This window comes from Megasphaera sp. UBA4233, assembly GCF_002395615.1.
In the GTDB taxonomy this organism is placed as follows: Bacteria; Bacillota; Negativicutes; order Veillonellales; family Megasphaeraceae; genus Megasphaera; species Megasphaera hexanoica.
Map to the genome: position 1 here is coordinate 111521 of NZ_DGXL01000019.1, position 20005 is coordinate 131525.

Consider the following 20005-nt stretch of genomic DNA (forward strand, 5'->3'; position numbering starts at 1 on the left):
ATGTCTAATACAGTACGCGTACGTTTTGCACCCAGCCCGACTGGCCCGTTCCATATTGGCGGTGCCCGCTCGGCTCTTTTCAATTACCTGGAAGCCAAACATACCGGTGGTACCTTTGTCGTCCGCATTGAAGATACGGACCAGAAGCGTTCTACCCGTGAATCGGAAGAAAATATCAAGGAAGCACTGCGCTGGCTGGGTATCAACTGGGATGAAGGTATTGATGTAGGCGGCCCGGACGGACCGTACCGTCAGATGGAACGCCTGGATATCTACAAAAAATATACCGATAAATTACTAGCAGAAGGTAAAGCATACTATTGTTTCTGTACTCCCGAAGAACTGGAAGCCGAAAAAGAAGCACAGATGGCAAAGGGAGAAACACCGGTTTATTCCGGCAAGTGTTCCCATCTGTCGCCGGAACAGGTGCAGCAGTACCTGAAAGAAGGCCGGCCTTATGTCATCCGAGTCAAGACCCCGAAGAATGAAACTCTCGAATTCGACGATCTCGTACGGGGACATGTCGCTTTTGACTCCAATAAAGTAGGCGATTTTGTCATTGTCAAATCAGACGGAATTCCTGTATATAATTATTGTGTTGTCATGGATGATGCTCTCATGCATATTACCCATGTCATCCGTGCGGAAGAACATCTGTCCAATACACCGCGCCAGCTCGTCCTCTATAAAGCACTGGGCTTTCCCGTACCGACCTTTGCCCATGTATCGCTTATCCTGGGCAAAGATAAGAAGAAAATGAGCAAACGCCACGGCGCAACCAGCGTCCAGCAGTATCGCGACCTGGGATACCTGCCCCAGGCTATTGACAATTTCCTGGCTCTTCTGGGATGGACGCCTGACAGCGATCAGGAAATTTTCTCCATGGAAGAACTCTGCCAGCAGTTCAGCCTGGACCGGGTAGCGAAGAATCCCGCTGTCTTTGATATTGAAAAATTGAACTGGATCAATTTCCATTACATGAAAGAACTGGATGAAGACCAGCTGCTGGAAATCTGCCTGCCTCATTTGCAGAAAGCAGGCTATGCATCAGATCAGCCTTCCCATGATGAACGGACCTGGCTGAAACAAATGTGCTCTGCCATGCGCGAACACGTCCAGTACGGCGCCCAGATTGTCGATGCGGCCAAAGTATTCTTCACGGAAGACTACCAGCCGGAAAACGAAGAAACAGCTGCTGTCCTTAAAGAAGAAACGGCTCCGGCTGTTCTCAAAATGTTCCGCGATGAACTGGAAGCTCTCGACGAAGTGACGGCGGAAACGGTACAGCCCCTGTTCAAAAAAATCCAGAAAGGCCTGAAAGTAAAAGGTAAATTCGTCTACATGCCTATCCGCGTAGCTGTTACAGGTGTCATGCACGGACCGGACCTGAACGTCATCGTCGCCCTCATGGGACGGGACAAAGTCATCAGCCGGCTCAATGCCAGCGGCCTCATAGCTGACTGAATGCCGGGATGGTGAACGTTGATGGATACGTCTGACAAGACGCCTTCTTCCCGGTGGGAAGTACTCAGCCGCAACCGGGCGGCCCGCATGATTGCCGGCCGTCTGGTGCTGGATGGAGAAATAGAACTTTCCGAGGGAAACGGGAGGTATACGTATATTCATTGTACAAATCTGAACGACATATATACGTTCCGAGTGGCCGGAACCAGCATTCTCGATGACGTAGAGGACCGGGAATTTTCCCCCGTATTCGGCATTCCTCTGCCACCGTATGAACGGCTCCTGGAAGAATATCCCTGCCGGGAAACATACCGGGGACTGGAAGCAGGCCGTACTTCGCCGTACTATCCTTATTTCTGCCAGCTGGCTTTTCAGATGGATGAAATGCTGGCAGGCGAGGAGGAAGATGAAGAGGAGACGCCCGTCGATACATGGGACCGCCCGGATATGACCGATACATAAAATGTTCTTGACAGAATAGAAAATATTGAGTATCATGTAATATACAATACAGTATATTTAATAATTAATATCAATTTAGAAATGCGATGATCAAAATGATCTGCAAGGGAACGCTACAGAGAAGTCCGGCAGCTGCTGAGAGCCGGGCCAGCAGATGAAATTGCAGAGTTGCCTTTGGGAGCAGGCCGGATGAAATGACAGTATTCCGGTCCGGAGACAGCCGTTACCTGTAGTTGAGATTATGGTGTTTGCCATAAAGCAGAGTGGAACCACGGGCCACCGTCTCTGTCAGGGGACGGCGGTCTTTTTATTTACCTGAAGGAGGTTTATTATGAGAGAATTAAAAGTTTACAATACACTCACACGTCGTAAAGAAACATTTGTGCCGGTAACGCCGGGACAGGTCAAGATGTACGTCTGCGGGATTACGCCGTACAATCATTCTCATATGGGCAATGCCCGCCCGTTCGTTACATGGGATGTCATCAAACGCTATCTGGAACATCTGGGCTATGAAGTCACACACATCCAGAACTTTACCGATGTCGATGATAAAATCATTAACGCCGCCAATGGGGAAGGCGTTACATGGGATACGATTTCCAACCGGTATATCGCATCCTACTTCGACGTCATGGATAAGCTCCACATCCGTCGGGCCGACAAATATCCCCGCGTTTCGGAACACATGGATGAAATCATCCACATGGTCCAGACCCTCATCGACAAAGGCTATGCCTATGTCATCGACCACGACGTCTATTACAGCGTCGAAAAGTTTGCCGATTACGGCGAATTGAGCGGCCGCAGCCTCGACGACATGATGGCTGGCGCCCGTATTGAAGTCGATGACCGCAAACATAATCCTATGGATTTTGCTCTCTGGAAGGGAGCAAAGCCGGGTGAACCTTCGTGGGACAGCCCGTGGGGACCGGGACGTCCGGGCTGGCATATCGAATGCTCGGCCATGAGCAACAAATATCTTGGCGATACCTTTGATTTCCACGGCGGCGGAAGCGATCTGATCTTCCCCCATCATGAAAATGAAATTGCCCAGTCAGAAGCGTATACAGGCAAGAAACCGATGGTCAAATACTGGCTGCACAACGGGTTCATTACCATCAACTCTGAAAAGATGAGTAAATCTCTGAATAATTTCTTCCTCGTCAAAGACGTACTGGAACATTACAGTCCCGATGCCCTGCGGTATTTCCTCATTTCCAACCATTACCGCAGCCCGCTTGATTTCAGCGACGAACGATTGGAAGAAATGACCCGCAGCCTGGAACGCCTGGGCACATCGATTGACAATGTTCTGGAATTGCTGGCTATGCCCGCCGGTGCTAAATCGGATACATCAGCCCAGCTTCTGGCCGATGCGAAAAAGATTGAAGAAGACTTTGAAGAAGCTATGTGCGACGATTTCAACACCGCTCTTGCCAGCGCAGCCATGTTTGAACTGGCCCGCAAAGTCAATATTTATAAAGATGCGGTCCTCAATAAGAACGTTCCTGTCGATTCGTCCGTCGTTTCTGAAGTCAAACGGATTTTTAAGACTATGACCGACATCCTCGGTATTTTGGAAGACCGCTGGAATGGCAATAAAGGCGAAGCCAGCAATAAGGACTACAACGACCTCATGGACCTTATCCTGGAAGTCCGTCAGGAATGCCGGGCCCAGAAACAGTATGCTCTGGCCGATGCTATCCGCGATAAGCTGGCGGCTCTGGGTATTACCGTAGAAGATTCTCCTCAGGGAGCGCGCTGGAAAAAGTGAAATTCAGACAACTGCAGGCATTAAAAAAGAAATCTTACGCCGCTTTTGCTTCAGGAGTCCGTCTGGATGTCCCCGAAGCAGAACCGGCGCAGCTGGACCCCATTTCCCTGGCTTTTGTTGGTGATGCCTACTATGCATTATATATGCGTCGTCATCTCGTCGGGACGGGGATACCCAACGTGCAGGTACTGCATACGCTGGCAGCCGAGTTCGTGTCAGCCAAAGTGCAGGCCATCATATACCGTCAGATAAAAGAAAACCTGAATGAAGAGGAGCAGGCCGTCTGTCAGCGGGCACGTAATGCCTATTCCCAGACACCGAAAAGTGCTTCCGTTGCGGAATATCATGACAGCACGGCTTTGGAAGCACTCGTCGGGTTCCTGGTCCTGTCTGACCAGAAGGAACGGCTGCAGGCCGTCATGGAACAGATCTATACACATACACAGGAGTATTGCCGCATGGCACATCCCTGATGAGGAGATACTATGAGTAAGGAAAGTATGATTATCGGCCGCAACAGCGTGACAGAGGCGCTGCGAGCAGGCCGGTCTATTTCAAAAATCTATCTGGCGGCAGGCAATCAGGCGCCGGCTCTGGAACGCATCCGGGAGCTGGCTGGTGAACGGGGGATTCTCATCGAAAACGTTCCTCCGAAAGTATTGCACCGCCTGGCTCCGGATAAACGCCATCAGGGCGTCGTAGCTATGGCAGCGGCCATTGACTTTGCTGATCTGACCGATGTACTGGCCGATGTTGAAGCAAAAGGAGAAGTTCCCTTTCTGGTGCTACTCGATGGCATCGAAGATGTCCATAATCTGGGGGCTATCATCCGGACTGCTGAATGTGCTGGTGTCCATGCCGTCCTGGTACCGAAACGGCGCAGTGCTCCCCTGAATGAAACGGTGGGAAAAACGAGTGCCGGTGCTATCGAATACATGCCTATCGTACCAGTTGGAAACAGCACGCAGCTCCTGAAGAAGCTGAAAAAGCGGGGCTTCTGGATTATCGGTGCCGATATGGATGGCACGGTGGATTATTTCCACAGCTCATTGACGGAGCCCATTGTACTGGTCATCGGCAGTGAAGGCAGAGGCATGTCGCGGCTGGTCAAAGAAACATGTGATGTGCTGGTACAGATTCCCATGTTCGGTCATGTCAACTCTCTTAACGCGTCTGTGGCGGCGGCTTTGCTCATATATGAAGCCGTGCGGCAGCGGCAGGTGGTGACGCAGCCGTGAAAGATTTATTGGTAGTAGATGGATATAACATTATTTTTGCCTGGCCGTCTTTACAGCCCCTGGCCCGGGAATCGCTGGAACATGCCAGGGAAAAACTGATTGACATACTGGCCAGTTATGGCAAATCCAAGGGATATATGCTGGTACTTGTCTTTGATGCCATGTATACGGAAGAGACAGAAAAGAGCATGAAACTGGGCCGCGATTGCGAAATCATCTTTACGGACAAGGAAGAAACGGCAGACAGCCGCATTGAAAAACTGGTCTATGAACACCGGAATGAACGACGCAGTATTTACGTTGCGACGTCCGATGGTCCGGAACAGAACCAGATCCTTGGCACTGGTGCTTACCGCGTGACTGCGCGGGAACTGGCAGAAGATGTACAGCGCAGCCGGCAGGAAATGAAGCAATATGAGCATACGAATGTTCTCACAGAGGGCAGCAGCCGCAACGAAGTCGTATATCATGTAAAGAACGGTGATGTCCTCGAAAAACTGGAGAAAATCCGCAGATCAAAATAAGAAAGCAGGTACATGCGGTCAATGAAACAAGCGATGATGAAAAAAATGGACAGATTCAAAGATCTGACTGATGAAGAAATTGTCCGCATGGCACAGGAAGAGCATGATGCCGGAGCGACCGATTATATTGTCCACAAGTACAGAAATTTTGTAAAAGCCAAGGCACGCTCGTATTTCCTCATCGGAGCAGATAAAGAAGATATTATTCAGGAAGGCATGATTGGCCTGTATAAGGCAACCCGCGATTTCCGCGGCGATAAACAGGCGTCGTTCCGGGCCTTTGCCGACCTCTGCGTGACAAGGCAGATTATAACAGCTATCAAGACGGCGACGCGGCAGAAACATATTCCCCTCAATTCGTATGTATCCCTGAATAAACCGATTTACACAGATGAGTCGGAACGGACACTGATGGATGTCGTTTCGGCAGCTCCCGTTTCAGATCCGGAAGAACTCATTATCAGCCGGGAAAATTTTGCAGATATTGAACTGAAAATGAACGAAGTCCTGAGTGATCTGGAATGGCAGGTGCTGATTGCCTATCTGGAAGGCAAGTCGTATAATGAAATGTCCCAGGAGCTTCACCGCCATGTCAAATCCATTGATAATGCGTTGCAACGGGTCAAACGGAAACTGGAACGGTATCTGGAAATGCGGGATAAGGAAAATAATGGGAAAGAACCTATTGATAGAAAAGAGAAATGAGTGTACAATAGTACCGTTAAGTGTGTTATGTGAGGAGGATTATTGTGATTACCGCATTAGAAATTATAGTAGTCATTTTGGCATTGCTGATTATCGGTGTCGTTGTCGCTCAGAAAAGTAAGACACAGGGGATGGGTGCCGGCTTTGGCGGTGGTGCTGAAGACTTATTTGGCAGCAGAGCCCGTGGTATGGATGCGTTATTGTCCAAGCTTACGATTATCTTGTCAGTTGCCTTTACGATTTTTACCCTTGTTCTGGGAAGACTGCTGAACACATATTGAGCCGGATACAGGAGAAGCGGCGTGATGACGGATGTGTCTCACGCAGGTTTTCCTTTGCTTTAAACTTCAAACGTAACAGAGGCTGTCTTACCGGGCAGCCTCTTTTTTCTACACACGATGATCCTTCACGATGACGCAATACGGAAATTTTGTATCATCATTCCCTTTTTACTGGAGAAGATAATGGATAAACAACTCGCTCATGATATAATAAATATATGTAGTAAGACTGAAGAAGGTGCCACTGTTGAAGATTGTGCCGAGCAACTGGATTTGAAAGGCGGACAACTGGCACAGCTGTTTACGGCTTTTGATGAACTGGCAAGGAGTGGTGTGCTTATGAGAATCGCTGGCGAGCGGTACCTGGCAGCACAAAAAAGTGCGGAAATTACAGGTATTTATAAAGGATATACGAAAAATTTCGGGTTCGTCATCACTAATGACCTGAAAGAAGATGTTTACATCACCGAATCGAACCGTCATACGGCCATGAATAATGATAAAGTGCAGGTCCGGCTGTTGCAGAGCAACCGCGGACACAGGCAGGAAGGGGAAATCATCCGCATTATCGAACGGGCCAATACGACCGTCGTCGGGACCTATGACCGGCAGCAGAACTGTGGGTTTGTCATCCCCGACGATGAACGGCTGCGGGAAGACATTTATGTTCCTCTGGATAAGACTCTGAATGCGAGAAGCAGCGCCAGAGTGCTGGTCAGGATTACCCGCTGGCCCGAAGAAAACCGGAAAGCGGAAGGTGAAATTGCGGAAGTCCTGGGATATGACGGAGATAAAGACCTGGATATCAAGGTCATTATGGCCCGGCACGGACTGCCTTTTGATTTTCCGGAAGCCGTCAAGAAAGAAGCCGAAGCCATCAATCAGACGGTCGTACCGACAGCGGATAGACGGGATTACCGGGACCGGAATCTGATTACCATAGATAGCGAAGATGCCAAGGACCTCGACGATGCCATCGATGTCGTCCGCCTTCCCAACGGGAATTACCGTCTGGGCGTCTATATTGCTGATGTCAGCTGGTATGTCCGGCCCCAGTCGGCGATAGACCAGGAAGCGTACAACCGCGGTACTAGTGTCTATCTCGTAGACCGGGTCATTCCCATGCTGCCGACCGTACTTTCCAATGGCATCTGCAGTCTCAATGCCGGCCAGGACCGCTATTCCATGACCTGCGTCATGGAAATTGATTCCCAGGGACAGGTCGTCCATGCCGACATCGGTCCGGCTGTCATCCAGGTTAAACGGCGCTGCAATTATCACGAAGTAAAAAAAGCACTCCTTGAAGGCATCGTTCCCGATGATCTGCGGCCTTTTATGCCGATGCTCCGGGAGCTTCGGGAATTATCAGATATTTTAAAAGCCATGCGCCTGCGCCGCGGGGCTATTGATTTTGATTTCCCGGAATACAAAGTCATACTCGATCCCGATGGCAAACCACTGCGGTTGGAACGCCGGGACCGTTCCATTGCCGAACAGATTGTCGAAGAAAGTATGCTGATTGCCAATGAAACCGTTGCGTCCTATCTTCGTGACAGTGGCAATCCCAGTGTGTACCGTATCCATGAAATACCGGAACCGGAACGGCTGGAAATGATGCGGACCGTCCTTTCCAGTTTTGACCTGCCTGTACCCGATGCCGATGAGGTGAAACCGGCCGATTTCCAGCAGCTCATCGAAAAATCGAAGGGTACCGATGCTGAAGCGGTCGTGCAGACGATTGCCCTGCGCTCCATGCAGCAGGCGCGTTATTCGACGGTCAATGCCGGTCATTTCGGCCTGGCCTCGAAATGTTACACTCATTTCACGTCACCTATCCGGCGGTACCCGGACCTGATGGTGCACCGCCTCATCCGCCAGTTCCAGAGCGAAGGGAAGCTGACAGAAAAAGAAGCCAGTCTATCCTTGTCTTTCCATACACAGGCCGCTGACCAGGCCAGTACGCGGGAACGGGTCGCTGTGGAAGCGGAACGGGAGACGGATGACCTCAAAAAGGCAGAATACATGGTGCCTTTTGTCGGTGAAGCCTTCGATGCCCACATAACGGGTATTACGTCATTCGGGTTGTTTGTCGGTCTGGAAAATGGTATTGAAGGATTGATTCATATATCGCTGCTGACTGATGACGATTATGAATTCGATGAAGCATCCTATACGATGCGCGGCCGTCTCGGAGGTCATGTGTACCGTCTGGGCGATTCCATAGAAGTTACTCTGGCAAAAGTGAATACCGACCGGTGTGAAATCGATTTTGTACCGGGCCGGGTCGATTCACTGGAAGATTTGCAGCAGCGCATGGCGGCCAGTATGGAAAAGAGACATCATCGCAGTAAGGAAACGACGAAACGGGACTGGATGAATGATGCCGGTCATAAACCGGGCAAGAAAGATAAAAAGGGAAAGAAAAACAAGAAAAACAGCAGAGTAAAGAAGAGCGGCCGCAAGATAAAGAAGAAGAAAGCCCGCAAAGGCCGCAAGACGGGCAGAAAGTAGAGGAACCACGCGTTGGCAAAAGGAACGAGCGGGGTAAAATATATTGCGGAAAACCGCAAGGCCCGTCATGATTATTTTATACATGAAACGTACGAAGCCGGTATTGCCCTGACAGGGACGGAAGTTAAGTCCCTGCGTCAGGGAAAGGCAAACCTGAAGGATAGTTTCTGCCGCATTGAGCATGGGGAATTACTCCTGCTGGGAATGCATATCAGTCCGTATGAACAGGGGAACCGGTTTAATCATGATCCCCTGCGGACACGGCGTCTTCTCATGCATAAGTATGAAATACTGAAATTGTTTGGCAAGACAAAAGAAAAGGGATATACTCTGATTCCGCTGAATCTGTATTTCAAAAAGGGAAAGGTAAAGGTAACAGTGGCCCTGGTCAGTGGTAAAAAACTGTATGATAAGCGTCAGGCCCTGGCCGAAAAAGAAGCAAAACGCGATATAGAACGGCGCATGAAAGAACGGCGCTGATGAGGAGGAATACCATGAAATGCCGCTATTGTGATAATGAAGCAGTCTATCCGGACGGACTTTGCGAACGCTGCCACCAGGCAGAGTTAGAAAACCGCGGAGCTTCTGTCTTGTCTGATGACGAACGTGATAATTTCAAAGGACAGACCATTAACGAAGACGGCACTGTCTATGAAGAAAAAAAGGAACAGGAAGAAAGTCAGTCCAATGTCCATATTTATATGACTCACGGCCTGCCCCTGCGCATCAAGCTGGCCATCGGCTTTATCATTTTCTGTGTCCTGGCTATTATCATCAGCGCACTGGGCTTCTTGATACTGGCATTGCCGTATCTGCTGGGAGGTGCGGTCATCATCTTAGTGTATCAAATTGTAAAAACGCTGCTGCGCCACCGTTAGGGGACGCTTACGCAGAGGATAGAGGTTAGTATGAAAGATAAAATTGCCATCATCGATGGAAACAGCCTGCTATACCGTGCATTTTATGCGATTCCCGTACTGACAGACAGTCAGGGGAACTATACAAATGCCGTCTATGGCTTTTTGAACATGCTTTTGAAGCTGTATGAACAACTGGACCCGAAATATGTAGCCGTAGCATTCGATAAGGATAAACATACTTTCCGTAATGAATTGTACAGCGAATATAAAGGGACGCGGAAACCGGCTCCCGATGAACTGCGCCCACAGTTTGCCCTGATCCGCGAAGTGCTCCAGTGCCTTGGAATATGTATTCTGGAGCAGGAAGGATATGAAGGGGACGACATCATCGGCACACTGGCACGGGGACTGGAAAAAGAGAATCTCGATATTGCCGTCGTCACAGGAGACCGTGACGCATTGCAGCTCGTCGATGACAGTGTGACCGTTCATCTGACGAAAAAGGGAATCACCAATATGCTGGCCGTGACGCCGCAGGTCATGGAAGAAGAATATGGCTATACGCCGGCCCAGGTCATCGATATGAAGGCACTTATGGGAGATACGGCAGATAATATCCCCGGCGTGCCCGGCGTAGGAGAAAAAACGGCATTAAAGCTGATTTCCCAGTTTCACAGTGTAGAAGGCGTCTATGATCATATCGACGATGTAAGCGGCAAAAAGCTGAAAGAAAAGCTGAGCATGAATAAGGACTCGGCGTTTCTTTCCAAACAGTTGGCTACCATCCGCTGTGATGTGCCATTGACCTATTCCCTGGATGATTTTGTACCACAGCCGAGGGAAGAAGATGTGGCTAGTCTGTTCCGTCAGCTCGGATTCAAGAATCTTCTGGAACGGTTTGCTTCGTTTGACCGGTTTTCCCATATTGCTCCTAAGGCGGACGCGGTGACGCTGTCATATCTCGATCGTTCCCAATGGCAGACGGAAAAGCTTTCCGGCATGACTGTAGCCGTGGAAGCCCTGTATGATGCGGCACTTCCCGTGCCTCATGTGACCTACCTGGCTCTGGCAACAACTGATGGCATTCTGCAGATTCCCGGTGAAGACGCTGCTAAATGGCTGGCTGCTCTTTCAAAAGCCGGCCTGGTCATTACATCGGATGGCAAGAGGCTTTCGAAAGCCGTATGGGCTGCCACGGGGAAAAAACTTCCCCTGGCCGATGTCACTCTGGCGGCATATCTGCTTGATCCGATGCGGACTGCGTATGGCCTGACCTATTTATCGGAAAAGTTTGCCGTGCCGCTGGCCGAAAATCCGGAAGCACCAGATACGGTGCGCTGTGATGAAGGAGCTGCATTTGTGTATGCACTCTGGCCAAAAGAAAAACAGTCCCTGGAAGAATTTAAGCTGGATGAGTTATATCGATCCATTGAAGAACCGCTCATCCATACGCTGGCTGTCATGGAAATGAATGGCTTTACTGTCGATGAAACGCGCCTGCAGGAAATGGAACGGGAACTGTCACTGAAAGCTGATGAACTGGAACAGTCTATTTATGACGATGCGGGCGAAGTGTTTAATATCAATTCCCCCAAGCAACTGGGGCAGATTCTGTTCGAAAAGCTGCAGCTTCCGGTCATTAAAAAGACGAAGACGGGATATTCAACCGATTCTTCCGTACTGGAAGAACTCCGGGACAAGCATCCCATGATTGATAAGATTTTACAATTCCGGGCGTTAAAGAAGCTGATTTCCACGTATCTCGAAGGATTGGAACCTCTTATTTCCCGGGAAACAGGCCGGATTTATACGTCCTTTAACCAGATGGTCACGGCGACGGGACGCCTTAGCAGTTCCGATCCCAATCTCCAGAATATTCCCATCCGCACGGAACAGGGGCGGAAAATACGGTCCCTGTTCATACCGGGAGAAGGATATGACTACATCGTCTCTGGCGATTATTCGCAGATTGAACTGCGCCTGCTGGCTCATTTGTCACAGGATCCGACGATGATAGACGGTTTTAAAAAGGGACAGGATATCCACCGGCGGACGGCATCGGAAGTCTTTGGCATTCCTCTCGACGACGTGACATCGGAACAGCGGTCCCATGCCAAAGCCGTCAACTTCGGTATCATCTATGGAATCAGCGACTTTGGCCTGGCCCGCAATATTTCCATCTCCCGCAAGCAGGCCAAAGAATATATTGAATCCTATTTTGCCCGCTACAACTGTGTCCATGGATATATGGAAAAACTGGTCTCCGAAGCCCGGGAAAGCGGTATGACTCATACCATGTTTGGACGCATCCGGGCATTGCCGGAAATCAACAGCAAGAATTTCACCCGCCGTTCCTTTGCCGAACGAACGGCCATGAATACGCCTATCCAGGGAAGTGCCGCCGACATTATCAAGCTGGCTATGAATGCCGTACAGGATGAATTGGAACAGCGCGGCCTCAGAAGCCGGATCCTCGTACAGGTTCACGACGAACTGGTTCTGGAAGTGCCGGAGGCGGAAAAAGCAGAAGTAGAACGACTGCTGAAAGACACGATGGAAAACATCGTCGAACTGTCTGTTCCCCTCGTAGTCGATATCCACAGTGGTTCTAACTGGGAAGAAGCAAAGTAGGTGAACCTATATGCCTGAATTGCCGGAAGTAGAAACGATACGAGGTTTCATCGATGACCATATCAGAGGGCAGATGATTACTCAGGTAGAGACGGATTTGCCACGTCTCATCCGGAACACGACGGCGGACCGCTTTGCCACTGCTTTAACAGGACAGACCATTGAAGGTGTGAGTCGTAAGGGAAAGTATCTGTTTATCCACTGCAGCGGCCCCTGGTCGTTTCTGGCCCATATGCGCATGACGGGTAGTCTGCTCTATGAAGACCATCCCGGTAAGTATGCCGGCCGGGCTGTCCATATCACGTTTACTCTCAGCCAGGGATGGCTGTTATACCGGGATATCCGTACGCTCGGCTGTCTCTGGCTCGTTCCCTCCCAGGGGCCGACGGGTATCAAAGGCTATGACAGCCTGGGGCCGGACGCAATTAGTACCGAATTTACAGAAGCATACCTGTACGGCCTGTTGAAACAGACTAGCCGGCCTGTCAAAACGGTCCTCATGGATCAATCGAAGATAGCCGGACTTGGTAATATTTACGTAGATGAAGCACTGTTCCGGGCGGGCATCCGGCCCATGCGTCATAGCGATAAAGTCACGAAAAAAGAAGCAGTCCGTCTTCATGAAGCCATCGTCGCCGTCCTCCGGGAAGGCCTGGAACACGGTGGCACGACAATCCGCAACTTTATCAGTGGCAATGGCAAAGAAGGACAGAACCAGGACAACCTCCGCGTCTACGGCCGGGAAGGCACGCCGTGTACGGTCTGCGGCACGACTATCGAATACACGAAACTGAACGGCCGCGGTACCCACTACTGCCCAAAGTGTCAAACGTAGGGGCTTGTCGCACGATTGAGGCGATAATCCAACGTAATGAAGAAACGGCTCAGGATATCTACCGCCACATCAAAAAAGATTACATCGGCCTGTTACAGGTACTGGATCAGGAAGTATGTTCGGGACTCGATATTTGACCTTACTTTTTTGGCGAACATCTCAGAGCAGGCTCTTTGGAGTACTGATTTTTTTCAAGCGATTACAGAAAAGTTAAAGATAGATTCATCTGCTATCAAGCCAGAGTAAATTAAATAAATAACAAAACGACCCCCTAATCGTTAGAGTTTTGGTCTAACAATTGGGGGTCAGTATACTTTTCAGCTGCTTAAAGCAGTTTTGATTTTACCATTGAATCCCGTTGCCATAGTATTCGCTGGGAGCATTGCTGGTCTGGACATTCAGAATGACAGGCATGTTTACCTGACCTTTGATCCAATCATGCAGACGCAGCGCGTCATCGGCACTAAGGGGAGTTCTGACGGTAACTTCGGCCATGAAACGGTCGTAGCCAAATGTACCGTCTTTCGTATCGTTATCTCGATGCAAGGCTGTTAGCGTGCCACCCCGGACAGACTGGATTTCCGGGAATAATAAAGGAGCCTGGCTGTTTAGAATCTGGATGACCTGCTGGTCTGCTGCAGCACGTTCGTAAGCTGGGTAATATTTACTGGTCAGCATCTTGTACGAAGCTTCTTTTTCGGCTTTGCCTTGTTTTTCTATACGTGAATTGATCAATCGCTGTACTTCCTCAGTGTTCAGATTCCTGTTTCCCTGGATAATAGAAAGAGATATGCCTTGAAGACGTGGATAGTTATTTATGTTCGATTTAAGCTGGTCTATTTGTTCTTCCGTCAGGACAGCCCCGACAAGATCAATTGTCAAGGTCTTATCTTTTAGTGTGTAAGAAACGACACTAGTTTTTTCAAAATTCATGTTTGTTTCTATAAAAGATTTGACCTGGACTTCCTGGAGCGCATCTTTTACCGTTAGATGAGCCATATAGATGCTTGGAATCGTAATTAATAGGCCGAGGATAACTAAAATGAGACGCTGTTTGCGAAAATGAGCTTCAGCGACATTGCCGTGAGGCGGGACTTTCAGAATCTTAAATACCAAGAACGAAGACAAGGCAATGAAAAAGGCATTGATGAAAAATAGATACAAGGCTCCTAGAAAAAATGTATAGTTTCCTGAAGCAAAACCATATCCAGCCGTGCAGAGAGGCGGCATCAGTGCCGTAGCAATGGCGACGCCGGGGATGACATTGCTTTTTTCTTTCCGTGTATTTCCGACGGCACCAGCAATTCCACCGCATAAGGCTACGAGAACATCCCAAATAGTGGGAGTGGTTCGTGCCAGCATTTCATCTGTAGGAGTGGTCAAAGGTGAAATGAGAAAATAAATTGAGGCTGTTAATACGGCAAGGCCTACCTGGAAAGATAATTTAATCAGGGACTTGCGGATAAAGGGGACATCGTATGTTGCCATGCCATAGCCTGTTGCTACGATACCGCCCATCAGGGGGGAAATGAGCATGGCCCCGATGATGACGGCAACGCTATTCATGTTCAGCCCGATACAGGCAATCATGATGGCCATGACTAAGACAATCAAGTTCGTGCCTTCGATGGTGGCGTCGGATAAGATGCGCTGATTGATGACTTCCATCGGGGCCGAGTCGCCTTTCAAATCGATTAAGTTATTCCAGCGGTTCATGATTTTCCTCCTTGTCCGGGATGTACTTTATCTGTCAGGTATAAGTCGTGTTTGCCGGCTGCCAGCATCTTGACATATCGTTCATATTGACGGAGGACGTCGGTGATCAATTCATCTTTCTGCATATATTTGATGCTGTATCCGCGTCGGCCGTCGGCAAAATAACAAATGGGTTCATAATTTTCCTCTTCCGTAATGGTCGGAAAGGACAGGGAGCCGACGACAGTATCGGATACGTCATTGGCCCGGTAGCGGATGCCATAAATGAAATTGCGGAGGCTCCCGCTTTCGACAATCAATTCCCGGCAGGCCGTCTGACTATCATCACTGCCCTGGATGTGGACGGAAATTCCATTCCGCAGAAATTCCTGGCGCAGTTCCTGGAAAGCCGGGTCGACGGTCTGTTTGAGGAACTGCTGGAAATCGTCCAAGGTCCCGACGGATACGATTTTTTTCAGCCGGTCCTGCCAATGGGAGCCATCCCAGTAGACGGTACTTTCTGACAATTTTCTGCTGAAATAGGCGTTATCGATCGTCAAGCCCCGGAGCAGGCAGAACACCATCAGGATCATGATGACGGCAAAGGGCAGGGCGATGATGACGGTCATCGTCTGCAGGGCTTGGAGGCCGCCGGAATAGAGCAGGGCGATGGACAGCAGGGCAAGCAGGGTTCCCCATAAGACAGTCTGCCACTTGGGAAACGTATTCTTCCCTTGCGAGGCGATGCTGTTGATGACGAAAATCCCCGAGTCAGCCGAAGTGATAAAGAAAATGACGATGACCAGCAGGGCAATCAGTGAGGTGATCAGGGCCAGGGGGAATTGGTCCAGGAACAGGAATAAGAGCTTTTCCGTTTCCGCGGCGGCCTGGGTCAGGATGCCACCGGTCTGGCCGTCGACCCAGATGGCCCCGTTGCCGAACACGGTCATCCAGAAGATATTGAACAGGGTAGGGACCAGGAGGACGCAGACGACAAATTCGCGTATCGTGCGGCCTTTGGAAATCTTAGCGATGAAGAGACCGACGAAGGGCGCCCAGGAAATCCACCAGGCCCAATAGGTGATGGTCCAGTTCGTGAACCATTCTTCTTTGGTGCTTTCGTAGGCGAAAGTGCGGAAAGACAGTTCGATGATGTGTGTCAGATAGTAGCCTACGTTTTCTGTGAAGGCCGACAAGAGATATACCGTCGGGCCGGCGAAGAGGATGAACAGGAGCAGGGCGATGGCCAGGATCAGATTCCCCTGGCTCATGTAACGGATTCCCTTGCTTACGCCGGAAATGGCCGACAAGATGGCCAGGCCGACGGCGATGACAATCAAGAGGACGATGTGGGAAAAAGAGGCTGTCGAAAAAATGCCGACAGCACTCAGGCCGGCGTTGAGCTGCATGGCTCCGAAGCCCAGCGTCGTCGTCAGACCGAAAATCGTCGCACAGAGGGCGACGATATCGATCAGGTTGCCCCAGAAACCGTTCAGTCTATGCTTCAGGATGGGATAAAAACCGGAACGCAGGGTTACGGGAAGCTGATAGCGGAATCCGAAATAGGCCAGGGCCAGGCCGATGATACCGTAAATCGCCCAGGCATGGATTCCCCAATGGAACAGGGTGTTCAGCATGGCTTCCTTCGTTTGGACCAGTGATGAAGCCGACCCGTGCAAGGGGGCCGATAAGTGGGAAATCGGTTCGGCTACACCAAAGAACATCAGGCCAATGCCCATACCGGCTGAAAACAGCATGCACAGCCAGGAAAAAAAGGAAAATTCTGGTTTTTCATCTTCGTTTCCCAAGCGGATGTCACCGAGCTTTCCCAGGCATAAGATGACCAGGAAGAGGAAAAAGAAGGCGACACAAAGAATGTATACCCAGCTGAATGAACTGAATATATATTCTTTTACAATACTTAAAATTGTATCTGTCCGGTCGGGAAAGAAGATACAGCTTATGATGACGATCCCAATGAATAAGATACTGGGCAGGACAATACTTGCCTGCAAGTTGTTTTTTGGAAATTTCACTAACAAACCACCTTTCAACATAATTGATCAAGAAGAGTCTATAAACAATATAAGATATTAAATATATTAACTTTATTGTATCATATTTCTTTTTGTATCAACAAGCCATTGCAGCCGCTGCCTTTCCCGTTCGATAGCCTGTTCCAGGATGAGGAAATGGCCGAAATGCTTTAGCCGGTCTTCCTGTGTGCGGAACAGGGCTTCCCAGCGGGAACGCAGATAGTCGTACTTTTTCTGATGACGGGCAATTTCTTCCCGGAAAAGCTGGGCGAGAAGCGGGTCCCGGGGATCATCGATGAGGTAGAGTTTCATCGTGAATTCATCGCGGCTGGGGACAAGGCTGCTCAGGGGTTCATGCATCCAGGCGGAAAGGATTTCCTGCCCGGCCGGGGTGATGCGGTAGTATTTTTTTTCCAGTTTCGTGCCGACCGTTTCGCTGTGGCTGGTAATGAGTCCGGTTTCTTCCATGCGCCGCAGTTCCGGGTAAATCTGGCTGTGATTGGAAGACCAAAAGTCGCCCACTTCACCTTCGAAAAGCTTTTTCAGATCGTAACCGGCCAGTTCTTTGTGATTCAGCAGGCCGAGGATGATGTATTTTAAGATATTTTTTTGGGCCATAAAACTCTTCCTTCCCTATGTGTTTTGTCTCAGTATAGCATATTTTCTGACAAAAATCATGAAATTTAAAACATGTAATAATTGACATAAATAGAGAAGAGATGTACAATAAAACGTGTCAAAAATATGTCATTATTTACATGATTTGGAGGGGCGATTATGAAATTCAAAGAATTAGAAGACTTCTTGGGAACGCATTTTATCTATACATACGATAATGGCTGGGAATACGAATGGTATGCCAAAAATGACCATACGGTCGATTACCGTATCCATGGAGGCATGGTTGCTGGGCGCTGGGTCAAAAATCAGGAAGCAAACATTGTAAAACTGACGGATGGAGTCTTTAAAGTAACCTGGACGGAACCGACAGGTACTGACGTAGCCCTTGACTTCATGCCTGATGAATATCGTATGCATGGCACTATCTTTTTCCCGAAATGGGTTCAGGAACATCCGGATATCACGGTCTGCTTCCAGAATGAACATATTCCCCTGATGGAAGAATCACGGGAAAAGTATGAAACGTATCCTAAGTATCTGGTCCCGGAATTTGCCAAAATTACTTATATCGGTAAAGCCGGTCAGGATAATGAAGATGTCATTTCAGAAGCTCCCTATCCGGGAATGACCGATGACATCCGGGCCGGGAAATACTTTGATGCTTCTTATCATCGTCTTCATAAATAAAAAACTGTGCCAACAGCGGCTAACCGATCCGTTATAGATTTAGTTCCCTGTACCGGGCCGGTGACACGCCGTAAACCCGTCGGAATGACGCATAAAACGAAGATATACTACCAAAACCAGCAGCCATGGCGATATCCAACACCGATTGACTGCTGGTTTTCAGCATAGAGGCTGCTTTTTCTAGACGCCTGTTCAAGATGTATGCATGGGGAGTCTGACCATAATGGTCCTTGAACAGCTGATTGAAATGATGGGACGTCATAGGAATCTGTCTCAGTACTTCCTGCAGTTTCTGCGGGTTGCAGGCGTTATGATCTAATATTTCTTTTATGTGGCGGATCAGAAGCCGGTTTGGGTCATAGGACTGCAGGTCGGGACGGCACCGTTTGCAGACCCGGTAGCCCGCATCTATGGCTTCCCGGGGAGAATCAAAATAAACGATATTATCTTTTTTGGGGCGGCGGGATTTACAGGACGGGTTACAGAAAATACCTGTACTTTTCACACCGTACCAGAATATTCCATCGTAGTTTACATCACAGCGGCAGACCGCCTGCCACTTTTCTTCTGCGTTCATGGTTTTATCCACCTCCTGGTTCTATTATATAAAATAGCCAGGCCTTGCCAACCTGTTTTTTACATTGTCATTGTAAATTAGAAATCCATTTTTGAGAAGATAGCAGATTCGTTTTTCGATAAAATAAAGTGTATTCTATTTTATGTGAAATGAGGTGGAATTATGAATACATCTATGATACAGGAAAACAAGGGAAATAAGATATATGGTTATATGACATCCCCCATAGGCATTCTGAAAATCACCGCTTCGGATACGGCTGTTACGGCTGTAGAACGGATTTCTGCAGAAGAAAGGCCGGCAGGAATGGAAGATAAGACGGTAGAGAATCGGTTCATCCGTCAATGCCGTGAAGAATTACAGGAATATTTTGCTGGCCGCCAGCGGTCTTTTGATGTGCCGCTGGCGCCGTCAGGTACTCCCTTCCAGCAGCGCGTATGGAATGCCTTATGCCAGATTCCGTATGGCCAGACCCGGACCTATGGCGAAATTGCCAAAATGGCAGGGAATCCCAAAGCAAGCCGGGCCGTAGGAATGGCCAATCACCGTAATCCCATTCTGATTCTCATTCCGTGTCACCGTATCATCGGAGCTGATGGCAGTCTGACCGGTTATGCGGCAGGGCTGGAAACAAAAAAATATCTGCTGCAGCTGGAGAAGGAGAATAGACATGGCTGACAGGTACTTTCCCTATGGAGAAAGGGAAATTGCTTATCTCTGAATATCCCGTGAATTCGTGTCAGGGCGGATCCAGGCAGAGACCGTATCAGCTATGCCGGATAACCTGTTTTGCCAGACTCTTTGCCAGCTGCCGGGTATCGGCCAGTGGACGGCGGAAATGCTGCTCATCCATTGCCTGGAGCGGACCGATGTGCTGAACTATGGGGACCTTGCCATATTACGGGGCCTGCGCATGATATACCGGCACCGGAACATCACCAAAGACCTGTTCTGCCGGTATCAGAAACGGTATTCCCCTTATGGTACGGTGGCCAGTATATATATCTGGGCCGTTTCTGCCGGGGCCGTTCCCGGGCTTACCAATCCGGCAGAAGCTGTGAAAAAGACAGTTGGAAAAATGGACAAATCATAGTAGAATAA

At 49.2% G+C, this 20005-nt stretch carries 20 protein-coding genes; 16 read left to right on the forward strand and 4 right to left on the reverse strand.

Going from position 1 to position 20005, the window contains the following annotated elements; genetic code table 11:
* The 13 genes from gltX to mutM all read left to right on the forward strand — a co-directional run bounded on the left by gltX (position 1) and on the right by mutM (position 13288).
* Positions 1 to 1464, forward strand: a complete 1464-nt coding sequence (gene gltX, locus B2U90_RS05465; protein ID WP_292017302.1) for a glutamate--tRNA ligase — start codon at positions 1 to 3, stop codon at positions 1462 to 1464.
* Positions 1465 to 1482: 18 nt separating this feature from the next.
* Entirely contained in the window at positions 1483 to 1926 is a 444-nt protein-coding gene (locus B2U90_RS05470) for a hypothetical protein (protein ID WP_141700280.1), read from the forward strand.
* 331 nt (positions 1927 to 2257) lie between these two features.
* On the forward strand, positions 2258 to 3703 hold the full coding sequence (gene cysS, locus B2U90_RS05475; RefSeq protein ID WP_059075371.1) for a cysteine--tRNA ligase: 1446 nt from the start codon (positions 2258 to 2260) through the stop codon (positions 3701 to 3703).
* Positions 3700 to 4176 carry a Mini-ribonuclease 3 gene (locus tag B2U90_RS05480; protein ID WP_059075370.1) on the forward strand — a complete coding sequence of 159 codons (477 nt, stop codon included), beginning with the start codon at positions 3700 to 3702 and terminating at the stop codon, positions 4174 to 4176. The genes cysS and B2U90_RS05480 overlap by 4 nt, the downstream gene beginning before the upstream one ends.
* Positions 4177 to 4188: 12 nt before the next feature.
* The gene (rlmB, locus tag B2U90_RS05485) at positions 4189 to 4941 is read left to right on the forward strand and encodes a 23S rRNA (guanosine(2251)-2'-O)-methyltransferase RlmB (protein WP_292017303.1); all 753 of its coding nucleotides are present in this window, start codon (positions 4189 to 4191) and stop codon (positions 4939 to 4941) included.
* Entirely contained in the window at positions 4938 to 5465 is a 528-nt protein-coding gene (locus tag B2U90_RS05490) for an NYN domain-containing protein (protein ID WP_113855643.1), read from the forward strand. Before rlmB ends, B2U90_RS05490 begins: the two co-directional genes overlap by 4 nt.
* Before the next feature lie 12 nt (positions 5466 to 5477).
* Positions 5478 to 6170 carry an RNA polymerase sporulation sigma factor SigH gene (gene sigH / locus B2U90_RS05495; protein WP_059075367.1) on the forward strand — a complete coding sequence of 231 codons (693 nt, stop codon included), beginning with the start codon at positions 5478 to 5480 and terminating at the stop codon, positions 6168 to 6170.
* A gap of 44 nt (positions 6171 to 6214) precedes the next feature.
* Positions 6215 to 6451 (forward strand): preprotein translocase subunit SecG, encoded by a 237-nt coding sequence (secG, locus tag B2U90_RS05500; protein WP_059075366.1) that lies wholly within the window; start codon positions 6215 to 6217, stop codon positions 6449 to 6451.
* A 183-nt stretch (positions 6452 to 6634) separates the two neighbouring features.
* Entirely contained in the window at positions 6635 to 8962 is a 2328-nt protein-coding gene (gene rnr, locus B2U90_RS05505; protein WP_292017304.1) for a ribonuclease R, read from the forward strand.
* Positions 8963 to 8974: 12 nt separating this feature from the next.
* Positions 8975 to 9442, forward strand: a complete 468-nt coding sequence (smpB, locus tag B2U90_RS05510; RefSeq protein ID WP_059075364.1) for an SsrA-binding protein SmpB — start codon at positions 8975 to 8977, stop codon at positions 9440 to 9442.
* A 14-nt stretch (positions 9443 to 9456) separates the two neighbouring features.
* Positions 9457 to 9840 carry a hypothetical protein gene (locus tag B2U90_RS05515; RefSeq protein WP_070807705.1) on the forward strand — a complete coding sequence of 128 codons (384 nt, stop codon included), beginning with the start codon at positions 9457 to 9459 and terminating at the stop codon, positions 9838 to 9840.
* A gap of 30 nt (positions 9841 to 9870) precedes the next feature.
* A complete protein-coding gene (gene polA, locus B2U90_RS05520) occupies positions 9871 to 12453 on the forward strand; it encodes a DNA polymerase I (RefSeq protein WP_292017305.1) in 2583 nt (860 codons plus the stop codon).
* A 10-nt stretch (positions 12454 to 12463) separates the two neighbouring features.
* Positions 12464 to 13288, forward strand: coding sequence for a bifunctional DNA-formamidopyrimidine glycosylase/DNA-(apurinic or apyrimidinic site) lyase (gene mutM / locus B2U90_RS05525; protein WP_292017306.1), 825 nt, complete (start codon positions 12464 to 12466; stop codon positions 13286 to 13288).
* Between the two features lie 342 nt (positions 13289 to 13630).
* Here mutM and B2U90_RS05530 read toward each other — a convergent pair whose 3' ends face one another.
* From B2U90_RS05530 to B2U90_RS05540, 3 genes are all read right to left on the reverse strand, one after another.
* A complete protein-coding gene (locus B2U90_RS05530) occupies positions 13631 to 15004 on the reverse strand; it encodes a DUF389 domain-containing protein (protein WP_292017307.1) in 1374 nt (457 codons plus the stop codon).
* Positions 15001 to 17019 (reverse strand): BCCT family transporter, encoded by a 2019-nt coding sequence (locus B2U90_RS05535; protein ID WP_292017308.1) that lies wholly within the window; start codon positions 17017 to 17019, stop codon positions 15001 to 15003. The genes B2U90_RS05530 and B2U90_RS05535 overlap by 4 nt, the downstream gene beginning before the upstream one ends.
* Before the next feature lie 72 nt (positions 17020 to 17091).
* Positions 17092 to 17637: a PadR family transcriptional regulator gene (locus B2U90_RS05540; protein WP_292017309.1), complete on the reverse strand. Its 546-nt coding sequence runs from the start codon at positions 17635 to 17637 to the stop codon at positions 17092 to 17094.
* Between the two features lie 159 nt (positions 17638 to 17796).
* On the opposite strand from B2U90_RS05540, the gene B2U90_RS05545 reads away from it, so the two are divergent.
* The gene (locus tag B2U90_RS05545; protein WP_292017310.1) at positions 17797 to 18327 is read left to right on the forward strand and encodes a phenolic acid decarboxylase; all 531 of its coding nucleotides are present in this window, start codon (positions 17797 to 17799) and stop codon (positions 18325 to 18327) included.
* Between the two features lie 31 nt (positions 18328 to 18358).
* On the opposite strand, the gene B2U90_RS05550 is transcribed toward B2U90_RS05545, so the two are convergent.
* On the reverse strand, positions 18359 to 18904 hold the full coding sequence (locus B2U90_RS05550) for a bifunctional transcriptional activator/DNA repair enzyme AdaA (RefSeq protein WP_292017311.1): 546 nt from the start codon (positions 18902 to 18904) through the stop codon (positions 18359 to 18361).
* Between the two features lie 162 nt (positions 18905 to 19066).
* Between B2U90_RS05550 and B2U90_RS05555 the strand changes: the two genes are divergently transcribed.
* The gene (locus tag B2U90_RS05555; RefSeq protein WP_292017312.1) at positions 19067 to 19582 is read left to right on the forward strand and encodes a methylated-DNA--[protein]-cysteine S-methyltransferase; all 516 of its coding nucleotides are present in this window, start codon (positions 19067 to 19069) and stop codon (positions 19580 to 19582) included.
* 94 nt (positions 19583 to 19676) lie between these two features.
* On the forward strand, positions 19677 to 19997 hold the full coding sequence (locus B2U90_RS05560) for a hypothetical protein (protein WP_075581281.1): 321 nt from the start codon (positions 19677 to 19679) through the stop codon (positions 19995 to 19997).
* The last annotated feature ends 8 nt before the right edge of the window (positions 19998 to 20005 follow it).